This window comes from Fenollaria massiliensis (assembly GCF_023347705.1).
GTDB lineage: Bacteria > Bacillota > Clostridia > Tissierellales > Peptoniphilaceae > Fenollaria > Fenollaria massiliensis.
This window is the reverse complement of record NZ_CP096649.1, coordinates 293,690-310,536: the sequence shown is the minus strand read 5'-3', so window position 1 is coordinate 310,536 and position 16,847 is coordinate 293,690. Positions and strand designations below refer to the sequence as shown.

At 35.5% G+C, this 16,847-nt stretch carries 12 protein-coding genes; 1 reads left to right on the top strand and 11 read right to left on the bottom strand.

What is annotated here, in order from left to right; translation table 11 throughout:
* Window positions 1-5: 5 nt before the first annotated feature.
* The 3 genes from M1R53_RS01520 to M1R53_RS01510 form a co-directional block, all read right to left on the bottom strand.
* The gene (locus M1R53_RS01520; protein WP_249242837.1) at window positions 6-752 is read right to left on the bottom strand and encodes a class B sortase; all 747 of its coding nucleotides are present in this window, start codon (window positions 750-752) and stop codon (window positions 6-8) included.
* A gap of 9 nt (window positions 753-761) precedes the next feature.
* Window positions 762-8,939, bottom strand: coding sequence for a Cna B-type domain-containing protein (locus M1R53_RS01515; RefSeq protein ID WP_249242836.1), 8,178 nt, complete (start codon window positions 8,937-8,939; stop codon window positions 762-764).
* Window positions 8,940-9,130: 191 nt separating this feature from the next.
* Window positions 9,131-9,664 carry a hemerythrin domain-containing protein gene (locus tag M1R53_RS01510; RefSeq protein ID WP_249242835.1) on the bottom strand — a complete coding sequence of 178 codons (534 nt, stop codon included), beginning with the start codon at window positions 9,662-9,664 and terminating at the stop codon, window positions 9,131-9,133.
* A 98-nt stretch (window positions 9,665-9,762) separates the two neighbouring features.
* Between M1R53_RS01510 and M1R53_RS01505 the strand changes: the two genes are divergently transcribed.
* On the top strand, window positions 9,763-10,536 hold the full coding sequence (locus tag M1R53_RS01505; RefSeq protein ID WP_249242834.1) for a ZIP family metal transporter: 774 nt from the start codon (window positions 9,763-9,765) through the stop codon (window positions 10,534-10,536).
* A gap of 95 nt (window positions 10,537-10,631) precedes the next feature.
* Here the strand turns inward: M1R53_RS01505 and M1R53_RS01500 are convergent, their stop codons facing one another.
* The 8 genes from M1R53_RS01500 to M1R53_RS01465 all read right to left on the bottom strand — a co-directional run bounded on the left by M1R53_RS01500 (window position 10,632) and on the right by M1R53_RS01465 (window position 16,846).
* Window positions 10,632-11,051, bottom strand: coding sequence for a flavodoxin (locus M1R53_RS01500; RefSeq protein ID WP_019214378.1), 420 nt, complete (start codon window positions 11,049-11,051; stop codon window positions 10,632-10,634).
* Between the two features lie 202 nt (window positions 11,052-11,253).
* Entirely contained in the window at window positions 11,254-12,204 is a 951-nt protein-coding gene (arsS, locus tag M1R53_RS01495; protein ID WP_249242833.1) for an arsenosugar biosynthesis radical SAM (seleno)protein ArsS, read from the bottom strand.
* Complete coding sequence (locus M1R53_RS01490) at window positions 12,205-12,543, bottom strand: arsenosugar biosynthesis-associated peroxidase-like protein (protein WP_070600252.1); 339 nt, start codon at window positions 12,541-12,543, stop codon at window positions 12,205-12,207.
* 122 nt (window positions 12,544-12,665) lie between these two features.
* On the bottom strand, window positions 12,666-13,691 hold the full coding sequence (mreB, locus tag M1R53_RS01485; protein ID WP_019214375.1) for a rod shape-determining protein: 1,026 nt from the start codon (window positions 13,689-13,691) through the stop codon (window positions 12,666-12,668).
* Between the two features lie 11 nt (window positions 13,692-13,702).
* Window positions 13,703-14,971, bottom strand: a complete 1,269-nt coding sequence (gene murA / locus M1R53_RS01480) for a UDP-N-acetylglucosamine 1-carboxyvinyltransferase (protein ID WP_249242832.1) — start codon at window positions 14,969-14,971, stop codon at window positions 13,703-13,705.
* Between the two features lie 130 nt (window positions 14,972-15,101).
* Complete coding sequence (locus M1R53_RS01475) at window positions 15,102-15,647, bottom strand: rubrerythrin family protein (protein ID WP_106018139.1); 546 nt, start codon at window positions 15,645-15,647, stop codon at window positions 15,102-15,104.
* Between the two features lie 84 nt (window positions 15,648-15,731).
* A complete protein-coding gene (locus M1R53_RS01470; RefSeq protein ID WP_249242831.1) occupies window positions 15,732-16,223 on the bottom strand; it encodes a ferritin in 492 nt (163 codons plus the stop codon).
* A gap of 14 nt (window positions 16,224-16,237) precedes the next feature.
* Complete coding sequence (locus tag M1R53_RS01465) at window positions 16,238-16,846, bottom strand: DUF4230 domain-containing protein (RefSeq protein ID WP_249242830.1); 609 nt, start codon at window positions 16,844-16,846, stop codon at window positions 16,238-16,240.
* Window position 16,847 lies beyond the last annotated feature (1 nt).

Below are 16,847 nucleotides of genomic sequence, written 5' to 3'. Positions count from 1 at the left end.
ATCTTTTATCTATCTACAATAGTTAGCACGATCAGCCTTTGATTTCTGGCTTCATAAGTGCAAGTAACAAAATTAATAATCTTGTCGTCCTCTTTTAGCTCGTAGTCTGTATCATAGACTGCGTGTTTTTTGAGAAAATTGTAGAATTTTTTTCTTTGTTCAAAAGTCTTGTAATCCCTAGGATTGATATAAGTTTCGCCCGAGATCCTGGCTGCAAGAACGCAAGTGGTTCTAATATCTTGCTCTCTTGTGTAAATAGTAAAGCCCGTCTCACTTGGATTATCTTTAAACTTGTGAAGCGAAGCGAACATCGTTCCATTTTTAATCATGTGTCCGTAGATCATGACCATGGGGTCCTCAATCGATTCGTTTCTGTAGTCCATAAAGATGGATCCGACCAAATTCCTTTTGCCATTGGCAGCTCGATAAAGGTAGTAGTAGTTGTCCTTGCCCTTAACGACAGGGTAGTCAATACTTCCCTCGTCAGACTCTAGCCAGCAAACTATATCTTTGTTAATGGCTTCAAGTGCATCAAAATCAACTTTTTTCGCTTCTTCAGCTTCATCAGCATCACCATTGGCATCGTCCTCATCCTTTTTATCCTTTTTAGAAACTTTTTCTTCAATCTCCTTATAGATATCCACAGACTCTTTCTCTTGCCTTTTCAAGTCAATGTATGAATAGACCTTATATATTAAAAATAAACTTGTTATTAAAATCAGTATATTGATTAATATCTTTGATCTTTTCATATAATCTCCTTATTTTACAAGATATCTCTTTTTGATAAATACTAAGCCGAGTAATAATACGAAGGCAAAGTATATAGCGCCTAAATCTTCAGCAACGCCAGTCTTTGGAATGACGTGATTGTCTTCTGGGTGTTCTGGTTCTTCAGGATGTTCAGGTTCTTCAGGATGTTCAGGCTCTTCAGGTGTAGGATGCTCAGGGTTTTCTGGTGGCACTTCTTTATTGATTATAGTGAAGACGCCATCTGCATCACTGTAGCTTACTTCAAATGATCTATCGCCAATCTTAGTAAGGCCCTTAGCTTCGCCTACTTCTCTAACAGAGTAGATGATGTCCTTGCCATCTTTATCCTTAGCTGGAAGATTTTCAAAGCTTGCGCTCCATGAGCCGTCAACTCCTAAAGTGATGATCTTGCCAGTAGCCTTTCCGTTAGCATATAGCTCAACTTGAATACTTGGTGTTTCACCATTGTTAAGAACCTTCCATACCTTGTTAACGCTAATTTTAACCTTAACATTCTTAGGATTGTCCCCTGGTTCTCCTGGTGGAGTTCCTGGAGGAGTTTCAGGCTTTTCAGTGTTCTTGGCCTTGATTACAAAACCTAATTGGTCTTTACCATTATCAAGAATTTCATACTCAACATCATAGCCGTCTGCATTCTTTTCTACAAGCTTGTATTCATATTCAACTTTTTTGACAGTAACATTTCCTTTTTCATCAACCTTAGTAGTCTTCTTAAAGATTGGTAAATGGTCAACCATGTCTGTGAAGTTGTTCTTTTCGTTAACTACAAGTTGTATTGGCTTGCCATCTTTATCGACAAGAATTACTTCTTTAACAACCTTACCGTTTTCATCTTTTTCAATTTGCTTGATTTCAAATCTAACTTCAGGTCTGTCCTTCTTGATTTCAGTCTTACCATCATATTCAAAAAATTCCTTGAACACTCTGATGAATCTTTCCTTATCAAGATATACAGTAACGGTATTAGAGCCTTCAACACTATTTAATGCATACATTTCAGAGTCTTTATCTGATTTTTTAAGTTGATCTAGCTTAAAGAAATCTTCAGCCTTACCAAGTTCAACTCTCTTGCCATCTTGACCAATATAGTAAACTTCTCCGTTTTCTACTTTTGCATCAAGATTTGGAATCATCATCGGTAAAACAAATTCAACATCGCCACCGATTTCAAAACCAGCTTTGTGTTTAATCTTAACACCAATTATATTACCAAGAGTGATTTCTTTTTCAGCCAACAATTTTTCTATTTCTTCTTCTGAGTAGAATTTGTCAGTTTCTTTAATGTTAAGGGCATATTCTGCAATATAGCCTTCATATTTACCCTTAAAATCTGGTAATTCTCTGAGTACTGGTCTAAAGCCGTGAGTTTTATCTTTACTTCCAAACATATCTACAATGAAAGCATCCACATCTCTTTTAGATGAGTTGATGTCTTCATAGCCAGCTTTGTTATATTTGAATTTAATTTTGTAATCATATTGATCACCAAATTTAAGTTCAACATAACCTCTAAACCATTCTTTAGCAGTCTTATCATTGACAATATTGCCGTCTTTATCATAGATTCTCATGGTCTTGTCAACAGATCCGCCTGGTTTATCGGTGATGGTTGTTGGCACCTTAGCATAGAATATATCAAAAACTGCATGGTTGGTAAAAATTTCACCCTTACCCTTGTTTTCTTCATATTCTTTAAATTTCTTCTTATCAACTTCTAGCTTTTCAAGCTTTAAGCTAAATTGTGGACCCTTTGATCCGTGAGGTGCTTCAAAATCAGGTAGCCAAGCAAGAACTGCATGTTTATTAGCTTCTTTGTCAATCTTGCCTTGTTTTTCAGCAACTTCAATGGCTGCTTTAAGAGCTTTGTATTGAGCACTAGTTTTGTCTAATTTTTCTAAATATTCATAGACATTTTCAACATAGATTGGTTTTGCATCTTTTTTGAATTTATCAAAATCAAGTTTTTCATTAGCTCCATTTGCTTTTAATGCATCCTCATCAATATCTAGCTTCATTATTGTACCAGTTTTGAATTTAAATATTTCTGGTAAGAAGTCGATAATTAAAGAATTTTTGTATTCAAAGTAACCACGTTCATTGTAATTTTTAGAATCTTCATCAGTTTTATCATCGACAGGTTTAGTTGCTCCTGCACCGATCTTTTGATCAGACTTTACTTTGTCGACTGTTAGGTCAACTTGATAATTAACTTCAGCTTTTGAATCGTGACCAGAAAGTTCAACATTTTCAGTTCCTGTTTTAGTAAATTTAGGAAATTCACCATCAGGTGTGTAGCCAGTTGATGGATAAGTTATTGTAAACTTATCATTTTTATTTCCCTTAAATTGATCTTTAACGCTAGCGCCATCTTCATCTGGGAATTTGTCTCCGCCAGCTTCTTCTAAACACTTGCCAATAGGGCCTGGATAACAAACTTTGTTTTTCCAGTGACTTTCATCGCCAAATACGCCAGGACCTTGGTGGACCTTGTTTAATTTGTAGTTTGCTTTATTGGCAAAAGTTGCCCTATCATAACCCTTTACATGCATATAATATGCACCAATTGAAATCTTAGGATTTGTAAGTCTCTTATATTCTTCAGAGTTCTTAAATTCTTCCATCTTTTCTTTTGAATATTTATACTTTTCCATAAGAGCGTCAATATTTTTGTCAATGGTTTTAAAATTTTCACCATCGCCAATCCAGTATGGGTTAACAGGATTGTCTGACTTGTCTTTCAGACTCTTTCTCTCTTTTCCTTGGCCAATAGCAAAGTCTTCATATTTAAAGTCACTACCATTTTTAACAGTGTACTTTTCAACGCCAACTTTATTTTTGTCTTCATTTACTGTTACAAGTGTTTTTATTTTTTCAGCAATTTCTTTTTTGTTTACTCTTGCATAGGCTTCTTTCATAACCTGTTTATAAGTTTCTTCTTTGGTGTTCCAAGTCTTATCAAAATTTATAGTCGTATTTTCATCTACTTTAATACCATTTTCTAGAATCTCTTCAATGGCTTCTTTTAGATACATATCCCTATTGGTTAATAGGTCTCCAAATTCATCTGTAAATGGAATGTCGACTTCTGGAACTAAAACTGAGCTGATACCGATATATTTCTTTTTTGCATCGTCTATTGGGCCGCCAATTGATTGGCCAGGTGCAAGTTCAAATCTCAAAGCGTTGAAACGCATATCATCGTACTTGTATTCACCCTTAGCCTTATCAAGATATTCAAGCTTTTGCTTAGCCATTTCAGCAAGCATTTTTTGAGTTATTTCAGCAATTTTAGTTTTTTGCTCATCAGCTTTTAACTTTTTAACATTTTGCATCATCTTGTCAAATTTGTGCTTTAATGTCTTGTAGCAATCTGAGTTTTCAGTATATGTTGTTTTTAGTATTCCATCAAAACCATCTTTAAATTTAGTAAGATCACTTGTGTTAAGTCCATTAACTTCACCTTTAACTTTATCAAGTCTAGCTTGATAAGCTTTTTGAACTGGGCTTTCAAAATGATTCTTGTCATCACCAGTTGGTTTGTGTGACTTGTGGAATGCATTTAAAACCTTGATTCTGATTTGAGCTGTATTTGGATCGTATGTCACTTTATATTCTATATCGCCTTTTTTAATAAAGTGTTCATTGTTTTTGAATATATAAGTTGTAACATTGCCCTTACTATCAACTACTGATTTATTTGTATCTACTTTATGACCAAGAGCAGTCTCAATATCTTCCTTTGTGATTACAAAGTTTTCTCCTGCTGGTACAAAAGCTTCATCAATATAATATGGGTTTACGCCTAAGAAGATTCTCTTTAATTGGTCTAAGAAGAAATATTCATCAGTGCCGGCAAATTTTTTGCCTGCATTGTTTTTATCTTCTTCCCAAGCTTTTTTAGCTGCTTCCCAATCATCTTTTTTATCGTTTATGATGATTTCATCATAAACTAAACGATTATCCATATTGTGGTCTTCGATTGTGATTTCAGAATCAGTATCTTCTGGGAATAATTTTCCATCTGACGTAAATCCTACCTTCCAAAGAAGCGTCCTATCTACTTCAACTGTTTTACCATCTTTTGTGTAAACAACTTTAAGATTATCATCTTCTATTTTAAATTCTGCATTCTCATTAAATTTTTTGAGTTCAGCTTTTAAAAGATTTAAGAAATCTCTTTCTTCGATAAGTTTAATCTTATCTTTTTCATCTGTAGCCTTTTTTATAGCCTCGTCAGTATACTTACCATTCTTATCATTTTTTAATAAGTCTTTTACATAAGCATCTCTAAGTCTATCGGATCCATCCCTAAAGAATATATTAAAGAAACTATAGTCTAAGACTTTTTCTAAGGCTTCTGGATGTTCTTTAAAGAATCCAAAGTCTTTATCTTCTTTATTTTCAAAGTAAAAATATTTATCAATTGTTTTAAAAGATTCTCTAGCTTCTTTATGGTTGCCTTTATCATCTGTATAGATAGAAACTTCCTCAGACTCATTCTTTAAAGGATTGTATCTGATATAGTCTGCTGCAATTTCAGTTTTTAGATTGTAAACTATATTTTTTCCTGTCAAATATCCTGGGAATTTTAATCCAAATTTAGCCTTGTTGACTTCCTCAAAAATATCCTTTCCATCGACAATTTTTTTACTTCCGTCTTTAAAAATTTGAAGAATTTTTGTAATTGATTCTGTAGTTAAAACTTCATCTCCACTTACAAAGATAGTTTTTGCATCTTCGCCATAACCAATTGTTTGTTTAGCATAGTATTTTTTGCCAGCTTTAAAATAATCATCTACTTTGTCACTACCGAAATATCTTTGTGCAGTATCTGGAACTACAAGAGTATTTCCATCCTTTGTATAGGTTTCAAAGCTTTTCTTTTTTAACTTAGCTTTTACTAGACCAACATAATACTTATCATCGATAATTTTGTCTTTCTTATCTTCAATAGATTCAAACTTTTTATTTTCTTTATCGTAATAGTATTTGCCAATTATAGGATTGTAAGCACTGGTCATATCGCTTGTGATTATTTGATTATTATTATCGACAATTACATAGTTCTTTTCATCGACAAAAATTTGTCTAACTTTTCCATCAACTTTTATAGTTCTACCATCATAATTTACAGAGCAACTATTATCTGGTTGTTTAGTGGTTTTGGTTTCTAAATCAGCCTTTGGATTTCCATTCTTATCAACAATTTTTTTAGTGAAAGTATAACTGCCGTCTTTTTCTTTTGTTACGGTAATATCTTTCATTGTACTTCCAAATTTATCTAAAAGGACAGCATCTTTTTTATACTCTAAGCCATCAACAATGTATTCTCCATTAAATACAGCATTAGTAACTATGTGATAAACATTTCCTTTATCATCTTGGAAGTATTTATAAAGTACTTTTTCGCCATCTTTTTCAAACTTAATTTTACTAGTATCAGTTGGTTTTTTTACCGTTGATTTTTTCCCTTCAGAGTCAATAACTTGATCTCCTGCTACACCTTCTAATGTAGTACCTGACTTGCCAACATATTTTTTTGTGGTCTTATCAAAGATTCCTTTTTCAACTATAGTTCCACCGTAGGATTTTTCAGTTTTGCCATCTTCTGTTACGGTAACTTGTTTACCTTTATCAGTAGGTGTTACTAGTTTGTCAGCTTTGAATTTATCTCCATCTTTAGTATCTTTTTTGTTTGATACATGGCCGTCGTAGACATCCTTTATATCAGTGTAGATAAGAAGTGTGTCGCCACGAAGTTCATAGGTTGTATTACCTTCGGTTACAATTTTCTTCCCATTAAAGTTAATTACATCTGTATAGGAAATATTTCCGTCTTGGTCAACAACTTTTTTAGAGAGTTGATCACCAATTAGTCTGTACTCAGTCTCTTCTGTATCATTTGCTTTTCCGTCATTAACTTCTACAGTTTTTACGCCTTCATGAACATCTCCATTACTATCAACATAAGTTTTGCCGTCTTTTCCTTCAAGGACTGCATTGTTAAGGTCATCAGCTTTTGTAAGTTCAGTTCCTTTTTCCCCATCTTTATTCTTCAGATAAAATTTGCCATTTTCTTCTACAAGATTATTTTCAAATTCTTTTCTCTCTAGTTCAAGTACATATACTCCATTACCTTGGTCTTCATATTTAAGATCAGATTTATGAATATATTCTGCAAATTTACCATCAGAATTTTTTGGAATATTCATAGTAATTTTCACATGAGAAAGTGGAAGTGCCTTACCATTTACTGAGTTAACTAAAACCTTGTCGATGTACCCATTGGATTTTTTAAGAAGTGCAAAGATATCAAATACCTTTTCAGTATAATCACTTACTTTGCCATCTTCAATCTTGCCTGGATCTTCTTTTTGTGGTTTTTCTTTATCAGTGTTACCGATATTTCCAGTTTCTGGATTTTCGTCATAACCTTTTTTGGTTATCAGGAAATTCTTTTCAACTTTTGTTGTCTTTCCATCACCTGTAGCTTCCATCGTAAGAGTAAAACCTTCGTGAAGTTCCCCATACATAGATGACATATCGATTTTAAATTGTCCTACGCCAAAAGCTTGTTTAGTTGTAAAAGTATAATTTCCATTTTTATCTTTACTAAGCTCTATTGGCTCTCCATTTAGAACTATAACTTGAGTATCTGGACTTGCATCTCCGCCAGTTGGATTTCCAATTTTCTTTGGTGTTAAAGTAAAAGTAATCTCAGTGGCTTCTTTGCCTTTTTCTGGATTATCTCTACCAACTTGAACAAAGAGTTTAAGTGGAGTTCCATCTGGAAGATAGTAATAGTCTTCACCTTCTTTATTAAGATTTTTTCCTAGGTCTATAGATCCTGTAAAGTCATATGGGAAAATATCAATCTTTGGTGAACCGTCTTCATTTGTAAATTTTGGAACGATTTTCTCTTTATCATTTGTTGATTTAATTAATCTTAACACTTCATCATTTAAAGCTAAGAATTCTTTTTCCAGGTCTGCAAGATTGTTTACTTTTATTCCCTTTTCCCGAAGTTCCTTATAATCTGCTTCAGTTAATCCATCCTTCTTAGGATCTAAAGCTTTCATTAGTTTTTCTTTGGCTGCAAGGTATTTTTCGTACTGATCCTTACCATAATTTGAAGACTTATCTTTGTCAATATTGATATATGGCTTAGCGGAAATTTCGCTTTTGATCCTTGCTTCTTCATCAGTCAATGCCCTAGGTGGTTTAAAAGCTCCTAAAAGATTGTTGTATTCTTCTATAGACTTTTTAAAAGCTTCAATATCCTCTTCAGAAGCTTTGCCTTCAGCAATCTTCTTTTCAAGAGCTTCCTTTTTTTGCTTAAGCTCTTCTTGTTTAGCTTTGATGATATTATAATTTTTTATATCTTCATCTTTAGTTAAACGTTCTTGGATATTAGGGTCAGTCTTATCAGCTCCAGCTGCTTCAACTTTTTCTAAATACTTTTCATTGTATTTTTTTTGAAGATCAGCTTTTTTCTTTTGGTCTTGTTCAGCATTGATTTGATCTTGTAAAGCTTTTAGCTCTTCATCTTTGCTTGTATCCACTTCTGGTGTTGGTGGTGCTGGTGTTTTAGGATCATTGCCTTTACCAGTGCCAGTGCCTTCACCATTGCCTTCACCTGCTGGTGTGCCTTGTGCTTCTGGTGCCTTTGCTGGTGCTGCTTGTGGCTTTGCACCATCTTCTGGACCATTTCCTGCTGCTGTTTTTTCTGCTGCTTTTACATCTTGTGTTTCTACTGGTTTTACTGCTTGCTTTTCAGCTGGTTTTTCAGCTTCTTTAGCAGCTGGCTTTTCAGCTTCTTTAGCTTCAGTCTTTTTCTCCTCTTGTTTTGCCTTAGGTGCATCTTCATTTGCTTTAGGCTCACTTACTTCAGTATTTGTGTTTTTATTAGCTTCTGCCTCTGTACTTTCAGTTTTACCTGCATCTTCTTTAGCTTCTGCTTCATTACTATCTATATCAGTATTTTTACTTTCTTCAACTAAAGATGCTCCTTTTTCACCTTCGTTATTTGATTCTAAATTTTCTTCTGTGGGAGTTGTTTGAGGGTTCACTGCATTATTTTCATTTTGCGCCATCAAACGAGTGCCTCCAAACATAAGAACAGTTAGAACCAAAGTGAGTATTATTACTCTTATTTTTCTGTTCATTTTCTCCCCTCCTTCCTTTTTTATATTTTATAATATCCCTATTATAATAGTAGATATTATATCACTATTAGAAATTAATTGCAATGCGCTCAATACCAATATAAGCTCAAAAAAACACTACTTTGGAGCTTTGTGCTCATTAAGTAGCGTTTTTGATTTATTGTATTGAAATTTTTACAATTTTGTCATAATTAAAATTTATTTATAATGTCAATATATTTCTCTCTTTGCTCTTTATTTTCTTCTTCAAAAACTTTTGTTTCTTCGTCTAAATGTTTTTGAATTTCTTCTGGAAGATTTTTCATGGCAAATGGATAAACGACTTTATTTTCTTTATCTGCATGACGAATTAATAGTGAGCGATAACTCATAAGATGACCGATAAGTTCAAGGCGTGCCTCGTCTGTATGATCTTTTTCATAATTTTCTAAACTTAATTCTATCATCATTCGTTCGTAACGAGCTAGGTCGTGCTCAACTAACATGCCGCTTGTAACAAGTTTTTCTGCTAGCTCGCCAAGATTGTCAAGCATAGCTTTAAAAACTAAATCTTCTTCTTTTTTATGATGATACCCATCGGCATAATTTTTAATCACATCTGTTATGGTTTTTATGGCGCTTGCATTGACATTGCCATGTAAAATTTCTTTTGAAACGGCTAATATATGGTCTGTGAGCTTAATTATGTACTCGTGCTCGCTCATAAGTGTATTTATATAATACATTTGATCAACTCCTTCACTTTTACATTTTACCCTTTTCTTGACTTTTAAATGCCTATATAATATAATCTTTTTATATTTATTGAAAAAGGAGATATGTAATGGATAAATATTTTACTAGGGAGACCATCATAGCTATCGGACTCGTTTTTCCGGGTCTAATGACTGCTTTAGGCGCTGTCCCTGTGTTTTTCACGAAAAATGTTTCGCAAAAGCTTCTTGACGTTATGCTTGGCTTTGCTGCTGGTATAATGCTGTCGGCGACTTGCTTCTCGCTTGTTATGCCATCGATTGAATATGGCGGCGGTGACTTCAAGGCGGTTATGATCACTTCGGCTGGAATTATTTTGGGGGCTTTTATCATTGATATGATTGATAAATTCTCTCCGCATGAGCATCTTATTGACAAAAGGCGTGAGGGTGTCTCGTCATCTCTTAGCCAAATCTGGCTATTTATCATAGCCATCACTATTCACAATTTCCCTGAAGGTATGGCGACTGGTGTTGGCTTTGGTACTGAAAACATTGGTGATGGTCTTGCACTTGCTCTTGGTATCGGCATTCAAAATATGCCTGAGGGTCTAGCTGTTGCCTTAAGTCTTATGCGTGAAAAGTACTCTGTGAAATACGCTTTCATCGTGGCGGCTCTAACTGGACTAGTTGAGCCTGTGGGCGCTGTACTTGGCTTTGGCCTTGTTAATATTTTTAAACCTGTCCTACCGGTTGTGCTTGCTTCGGCTGCGGGCGCTATGCTTTTCGTTATCTGTGATGAAATAATTCCTGAAACGCACTCAAAAGGTTATGAGAGGGAAGCGACTTATGGTATCATCTTTGGTTTTGTCATAATGATGGTACTGGATATATTATTAGGATAATTTTTAAATATTGATTAAATATTAAAACTGCCTTGGTGGGCAGTTTTTATATATATGTACAAGGGGCGCCAAGGGGGCTTAGCACTCCTTGATAATTAATTCATTAATTTTTCTGCTAGCTCTCTACACTTTGCTAGTGCTTCTGCATCTGGATGGTCGTATGCTATAAGTGCGTCTACAACTGATATGCCACTATCAGCGCATTCGTTTTTCCAAAGATCCATCCACTCTCCACTGTTCCACTCGTATGAACCGAAGATGGCAACTTTTTTGTCTTTGATTATGTCTTTAATGCTATCAAAGTACGGCCTGAAATAGTCCTCTTCAAGTTCTTCTGCTCCCATAGCTGGGCATCCAAGTGCTAGAAGTTCTGCCTCTTTCGCATCATCAAGGCTTGCTTCTTCTACTGATACAAGCTTTGTATCTGCTCCAAGCTCTTTTAGCTTTGCAGCAATTTCATTTGCCATGGCTTCTGTGTTACCTGTGCCTGACCAGTATATTACGCTCGCTTTCATAAAAAACCTCCTTTTGTTAGTCATTGCTAACTGAATTCATTATACAATATATTTTTATAAAAAGCAAGAGTATTTTATAAATATTTTTATAAATTGTAAACTATATTTATAATCATATATTTATTTGAGTAAATATAATTATAAAAAAACTTCCCGTCAATGACAGGAAGTCCCGTGTGAGTAACTACTCCAATGCTCCGCCTCATGACGAGCCGCTACCGGCTGTACATGTGTAGCAGTGGTTCATAGTTCTGATTTTTCGTCCAAATATATCATTTTTTTCTATATCGAAAATGGTTTTGTGAGGACCAGCTATGCTCATGCCGAGCGCTAAATTAAAATCGCAATCGTGAAGAGTGCCGTCGTAATCAACCGATAGCGTGTCAAGGCACATAAGCTCATCAACTGTAGCTGGATTAAAAGCTGTACAAAGCCTTGTTAAATACCTTTGCATGTTGTTTGACCTCTCTAGCCACTCGCCAAAGCGTCCTATAGGCGAATTGGTCATGCTGAATAAATTATTAAAGTCTATGTCGTACTCGTCCTTAAGCTTTGTTCTGTATATTGCCTCAAGCTCTTCTTGACTAGATGGTATCATCGCACCGCTGGGGTTATATACAAGATTTAGCTGAAGCGCCTCATCTCTTCCATAACCAAGTGTACAAAGCCTTTGAAGTGCATCGATTGAGTCGTGAAAAACGCCTATGCCTCTTACTTTATCTGTCTTTACTTCTTCATAGAACGGAAGTGAAGCGACTATCTCTACTTTTCTCTCTTTTAAAAATTCTGGTATATCTTTATACTCATCATCATTAAAAATAGTTAAATTTGATCTAGTCATAATTTTTTTGCCCATGGATGAGGCTGTATCGATAAGATATTTATAAACCCTGCTCATCTCTGGCGCTCCGCCTGTTATATCAAGCGTAGTAAAGTCCCACTCCCTAAGAAGCTTCATAGCTCTTTCGGCTGTACGCATCTGCATATCCTCTATTCTTGCAGGTGAACACTCAACGTGACAATGCTTACACGCCAAATTGCACTTCCTCGTTATATTTAACTGAAGTGTCTTCGGGTTTTTTGCAAGTATATCATGGCCTACTGTCTTTGCAAATGGCTGAACCGCTTCTTGTAAACTCTTTAGATAAGACAATTACATCTCCATCTCATCAGCAAGTTTTTTCATTTGAGTTGAGTAAGCAAGGACTGCTCCGCCAGTTATAGAGCTAGCTACGTGAACTGCTTCCATCATTTCTTCTTTAGTGTATCCTTGGTCTAAACAAGCTGTTGTGTAAGCTTCTATGCAGTATGGACAATGAATTGCGTGTGCAACTGCTAGTGCGATAAGTGATTTTTCTCTGCCGCTTAGCTTGCCATCTTGATAAACACTTCCGTAATAAGCCATGAAATTATCCCATAGTTCCTTATTTATTTCACCTAAAGCACCTCTACCAAATTCTTGTAAATCTTTTCTTTCAAAATATTGACTCATTTTTATTCCTCCTTAAATATTATTATGGTCTTTAAGGCTATTTACCCAAAAAAAGAGCGGATATATCATAACCGCTCTTGTATAAATAATATCAATAGTTTATGCTGTAATTATAGAAAAATTTATCTAAATCTTACGCTTGCTCCGCTCTTATTGTTTGATTTTTCAAGTATTTCTACCCAATCAAGTGACTTTCCTGTACCGATGGCAACGCATTCGACAGGGTCTTCAGCGACTCTACATGGTATACCTGTTTTTTCTGTAACAAGTGTATCAAGGCCTTTTAGTAAGGCTCCGCCGCCTGTAAGTATTATGCCTCTACCAGAGATGTCGGCTGCTAGTTCTGGCGGTGTTCTTTCAAGTACTGTATGAACTGCTTCGATAATCTCTTGAACTGGCTCTTTAAGTGCTTCAAGCATATCTGAGGAAGATACTACCACGTTCATTGGTAGACCGCTCATTAGGTTTCTGCCCTTTACTTCCATGTATTGTTCTTCTTCAAGTGGATAAGCGCAGCCTATAGTTACCTTAAGCTCTTCAGATGATCTTTCGCCTATCATCATCTTGAATTTCTTTCTAATAAACTTAGTTATTGCTTCGTCACAATTGTCACCAGCTACTTTGATTGACTTACTTACAACGATGCCTCCAAGTGAAATAACTGCGATGTCTGTTGTTCCTCCGCCTATATCTATAATCATGTTACCATTAGGCTGAGTGATATCTAGTCCAGCGCCGATAGCTGCCGCGATTGGTTCCTCGATAAGATAAGTTTTTATTGCGCCTGCTTCGTTCGCAGCCTCAATAACTGCTCTCTTCTCAACTTCTGTACAGCCGCTTGGAACGCAAACAATAAGTCTTGGCTTGAAAAGCATTCTGCCAAGTGCCTTTTGTATAAAATACTTAAGCATTCTTTGTGTAACACTGTAGTCTGAGATAACTCCTTCTCTAAGTGGTCTAATCGCAACGATGTTGCCCGGTGTTCTGCCAAGCATCTTTCTTGCTTCTTCGCCAACTGCTAAGAATTTATTTGTATATTGGTCTATCGCTACGACAGACGGTTCTTTAAGTACTATACCTTTGCCTTTTACATAAACAAGTACACTAGCTGTACCTAAGTCTATGCCTACATCAGATCTTAATCCCATGCGTATCCTCCTTATTCCTCTACTCTATAGACTTTTGCGCCTAATGATCTAAATTTCTCTTCAAAATCTTCATATCCTCTATCGATATGATATATATCTGAAAGTGTTGTCTCTCCCTCAGCACATAGCGCTGCTATGACAAGCGCGGCTCCTGCTCTAAGGTCTGTTGCCTTCACTTCTGCTGCGTGAAGTTTTTCTACTCCTCTAATCGTTGCTGTTCTGTCCTCTACATCGATGTCTGCACCAAGCTTTCTTAGCTCTTCTACGTGCATAAATCTGTTTTCAAAAACAGTTTCGATTACCTCTGACTTTCCTTCGATAAGTGTTTCAAGCGCCATGAATTGAGCTTGCATATCTGTTGGAAATCCTGGATATGGTAGCGTTTTTACCTTGATTGGCTTAAGTTTTTTAGTCGCTATGATTCTTAATGAGTCAGCCTCTTCATATATTTCGCAGCCTGCTTCACGAAGCTTAGCTATAACCGGTCTCATGTGACTAACAATAACATTATTTAGTATGATGTCTCCATGTGTTGCAGCTGCAGCGACCATAAAGGTGCCTGCCTCTATCCTATCTGGCATGATTTGATGAGTCGCTCCTAAAAGTTTTTCAACGCCTCTTATACGGATAGTTGAAGTGCCTGCGCCATATATCTTTGCACCCATCTTGTTTAAGAAGTTTACCATGTCAACGATTTCTGGCTCCATAGCTGCGTTATCGATGACTGTCTCGCCTTGAGCAAGAACTGCCGCTAAGATAATGTTTTGTGTAGCGCCAACCGATGGAAAGTCAAGATATATCTTATTACCAGCTAAATTATCTGCATGAGCAAATATATCTGTGTACTCATCAGCCTCTTCAACATCAACGTTTACGCCAAGTGATCTAAAACCTTTTAAGTGCAAATCAACTGGTCTTGCGCCGATAGCGCATCCGCCCGGCATTGATGACCTTGCCTTACCCATCCTGCCGATAAGAGCGCCCATAACTATGAATGATGCTCTCATCTTATGCATCAATTGATAATCAACTTCGTATTTATTTATAGTATTTGAATTTATTTTTACTCTATGTTCATCTAATTTCTCAACCGTTGCCCCAAGTGACTCAAGTACTTCACACATGACCTCAACATCTTTTAGCTTAGGTAAATCTTCTAAGATGATGTCTTCAGTGCCAAGTATAGTCGCAGCAAGTATTGGTAGTGCAGCATTTTTCGCGCCGCTGACTCTAACTTTTCCTAATAAAGGGCTCGATTCTTTTATAAGTAATTTTGCCAATTAAATACCTCTTTCTAATTTAATCAGTACTATTTTATCACATATGAACAAATATTTCTACTATTTTTATAAAAAAATTCCTATACGCTTATGGTATAGGAATTTTTTAAATATTTTTTTAATTTTTTCATTAATATTCAACGAATTTGGATGCTGGTGCACTACAGATTGGGCACTTTTCTTCTTCGCCTGTTAATGAGATGAATCCGCATACCGGACATAGATAAATCTTTTCTACGTCTAGGTCTTTTCCTGCGTCAACATATTCTTTTGCTTTTAAGAATAGTTTTTCATGAACTTTTTCTGCTTCAATTGCGAATTTCATTGCTGATACAGCGGCTTTTTCGCCTTGCTCTTCAGCGACTAATATGTAGCTTGGATACATTTCTGTATGTTCAAAATGTTCTCCACCTGCGGCTGCTTCTAGGTTTTTGGATGTACCGTGGTCACCAAATCCTGCGCCTGATGTTACTGAGAAGTCTCCTGAAAGATCTTTCATTGCTCTAAAGTGTAGATGAGCGTGAACTCTTTCTGCTTCTGCTGTTGCTTCAAAAAGTCTAGCTACGTTCTTATAGCCTTCTTTTTCTGCTGCACCTGCCCAATAAAGATAACGCATGTGCGCTTGTGATTCTCCTCCAAATGCTGATTGAAGGTTTGTTTGTGTCATTGCTCTCATAATTTTTCCCCCTAATATATATTCTATAGCTTTGCTATATACAATTTAAAGGGTGCACTTAAGCACCCTCTTAAATACCTTTGATTATTCTCTTCTACCTAGTTCCTTATCATATAGATATAAGCCAGTGTAGCCATCTTTTAAGTTTTCTAATACTTCAACTATAGTTCTCATGTTGTCTTCTTCTTCAACTTGTTCTTTTAAGAACCAATTTAAGAACTCTACAACTACATAGTTCTTTTCTTTAAGTGCTAAATCAAAGATGTTTTCGATTCTCTTTGTAACTTCTTGTTCATGAGCGTAAGCTGTCTTAAAGATTTCAAGAACTGATTTGTATTCCTTCATTGGTTCAGGAATAGCTTTTAATTCAACTCTTTCACCAATTTCTTCGATGAAATTTTTAAATTTAGTAGCATGTTCATATTCTTCATGAGCTTGTTTATCCATGAAATGAGAGAAGCCATCCCAAGCTTTGTCCTTTAAATCATGTACCATAGCTAAGTATACATAGCCACTTTCCAATTCAAAATTGTATTGTTCTACTAGAGCATCTACAACTTTCTTACTAATTTTCATATCAAAATACCCCCCTAAATGTAATTAATTTTTATATCTTTAAAGCCAAGGCCTTGAAGCAATTTTCTTAAGATTTTATCAGCATTATCTTGTGCTCTCTCAAGTAAACCATCTTTCTTAGCCTTTAGCTCTCGAGCGTTCAATTCTTTTTTAAGTGTGTCTTGGTAATCACCCAAGTCTAAAGGATTAAATATATTGTTCTTTTGATCAAGTATGACCATGGACTTTTCATCTAAAACACTGTCTGTGATTGTTGCAACCGGCACATCAAGCTCAACACTTGTCTCTTTTATGTCCTTAACAACAGCTTTACTAAGGTCAACACCTGCTTTGATGTATCCATTGTACTTTATGATGTAGCTTTTATCAGTGAAAGGTATCTTCATATCCATAAGAGTTAAACTGTCTTTGTATGTTAATATGTCTGTGTAATTGTACTCGACCGTTACTAAGTCTCCTATGTCTTCGATGGAAGCCTTTAGATTGTCAACTCTTTCTTCTTTATTTAGACCTATAAATTTCTTTCTGAAAAAGAAAAAATATACCGCAATCAAAGCTATAAGTAAAAATACTAAAATTCTATAAAAACGCAGTCTCCTCTGCCTTTGATTTATCCTTGTCATA

What these genes read in the sequence shown, in the direction of transcription:
- M1R53_RS01475 (WP_106018139.1), bottom strand. Translation starts at nt 15,647, where the DNA reads ATGAGAGCAATGACACAAACAAACCTTCAATCAGCATTTGGAGGAGAA.
- M1R53_RS01515 (WP_249242836.1), bottom strand. Translation starts at nt 8,939, where the DNA reads ATGAACAGAAAAATAAGAGTAATAATACTCACTTTGGTTCTAACTGTT.
- mreB (WP_019214375.1), bottom strand. Translation starts at nt 13,691, where the DNA reads ATGGGATTAAGATCTGATGTAGGCATAGACTTAGGTACAGCTAGTGTA.
- M1R53_RS01510 (WP_249242835.1), bottom strand. Translation starts at nt 9,664, where the DNA reads ATGTATTATATAAATACACTTATGAGCGAGCACGAGTACATAATTAAG.
- M1R53_RS01490 (WP_070600252.1), bottom strand. Translation starts at nt 12,543, where the DNA reads ATGAGTCAATATTTTGAAAGAAAAGATTTACAAGAATTTGGTAGAGGT.
- M1R53_RS01465 (WP_249242830.1), bottom strand. Translation starts at nt 16,846, where the DNA reads ATGACAAGGATAAATCAAAGGCAGAGGAGACTGCGTTTTTATAGAATT.
- M1R53_RS01505 (WP_249242834.1), top strand. Translation starts at nt 9,763, where the DNA reads ATGGATAAATATTTTACTAGGGAGACCATCATAGCTATCGGACTCGTT.
- M1R53_RS01500 (WP_019214378.1), bottom strand. Translation starts at nt 11,051, where the DNA reads ATGAAAGCGAGCGTAATATACTGGTCAGGCACAGGTAACACAGAAGCC.
- M1R53_RS01470 (WP_249242831.1), bottom strand. Translation starts at nt 16,223, where the DNA reads ATGAAAATTAGTAAGAAAGTTGTAGATGCTCTAGTAGAACAATACAAT.
- M1R53_RS01520 (WP_249242837.1), bottom strand. Translation starts at nt 752, where the DNA reads ATGAAAAGATCAAAGATATTAATCAATATACTGATTTTAATAACAAGT.